Source organism: Psychrobacter sp. TB20-MNA-CIBAN-0197, from assembly GCF_040309765.1.
Lineage (GTDB): Bacteria > Pseudomonadota > Gammaproteobacteria > Pseudomonadales > Moraxellaceae > Psychrobacter > Psychrobacter submarinus.
The window spans coordinates 1-1,470 of sequence record NZ_JBEOPC010000067.1; the positions used below are offsets into that span (position 1 = coordinate 1).

Genomic DNA, 1,470 nt, shown 5'->3' on the forward strand with positions numbered 1-1,470 from the left:
TATGGCGTGAAATCACTGAAACATCACGGCCAAACAGATCACTCATTTGGGCTTGGCTTAGCCATACCGTGTCTTGCTCAACATTCACTTCAAGGCTGACTTGGTTGTCTACTTGATATAGCTGAATTTGACTGTCTACGGTGCTCATGACCCTACCTTAAAGGGCGAATCAATGCCCAGTTCTTCACAAAAGCCATTAATGACAGCGTCCGTTTCTTGGCTCTTTTTTTCCAAATCTTGCAGCGCTTTGGCAACGGCTGCGAGATCCACGTCAGGCTCAGCCTCAAACGTGTCTACGTAGCGCGGAATGTTGAGATTATAGTCGTTGTCGCTAATGTCCTTTAAAGAGGCGACATGGGCAAATTTATCGACGTTTTCACGGGCTTGATAGGTCTTGATGATGGTATCGATATGCTCAGGTAGTAGCATATTTTGATTTTTTTGTTTATCAAAGCAGTCACTGGCATCGATAAAGAAGACATCTTTATCATGCTTACGGTTCTTTTTGAAGACTAAAACAGAGGTCGGAATACTGGTGCCGTAGAATATATTGGCAGGCAGTCCAATCACTGCGTCTAAGGCATTGAGGTTTTTGATGATGTATTCACGAATATCGCCCTCGCTGGAACCGCGAAACAGGACGCCATGCGGCAATACCACTGCCATTGTGCCGTTATCGTCTAAGTGATGCAGCATGTGCTGGACGAATGCCATGTCGGCTTTGGTCTTGGGCGCAAGTTTGCCATAGTCTGAGAAGCGCTCATCTTGAAGCAGCAAGGGATCAGCAGACCACTTCGCAGAGAAAGGCGGATTGGCCACAATGGCATCAAAGCGCATACCGACGTGCTGCGGACGCTTGAGCGTGTCTTCTTGCTTGATATCAAACTTGGTAAAGTTCACGTCATGCAAAATCATGTTCATGCGTGCTAGGTTATAGGTGGTGCGGTTCATCTCTTGACCGTAGATTCTATCTACGTCATTCGCCTCACGCTTGACGCGCAGCAGCAAAGAACCCGAGCCACACGTAGGGTCATAGACTGAGCTTATGGTGTCCTTGCCGCTGGTTACGATTTTGGCAAGTAACGTGGATACCATCTGCGGCGTGTAAAACTCTCCCGCTTTTTTGCCTGCGCCACTGGCAAACTCACCGATCAGATACTCATAAGCATCACCTAACACATCGCTTTCGGTGTTACTCAGATCAAAATCAATGGCATCTAGGTGGCTTAGTACTTTGACGATCAGCTCATTGCGGTCATCAGGGCTGTTGCCAAGCTTGGTTGAGGTAAGATCTATGTCTTCAAATAGGTTAGCAAAATCTTCTTCTGAGTCTGTGCCTAATGTGCCCTGCTCGATGGCCTTTAGCGTATCAGCCAAATCATCAAGAATGAATGCCTGGTCTTGTTTGCCGCGTTTGGCCAGTTGATGAAACAGCTGATTGGGTGCAAGCGCGTAGCCAATCTCATCAAT

The 1,470-nt window shown here is 47.3% G+C and carries 1 protein-coding gene; it reads right to left on the bottom strand.

All coding sequences use genetic code 11. The features are described 5' to 3' along the window. Positions 1 to 144: 144 nt before the first annotated feature. A partial coding sequence (locus tag AAEY83_RS12630; protein ID WP_351059233.1) for a type I restriction-modification system subunit M occupies positions 145 to 1,470 on the bottom strand: 1,326 nt, incomplete at its 5' end.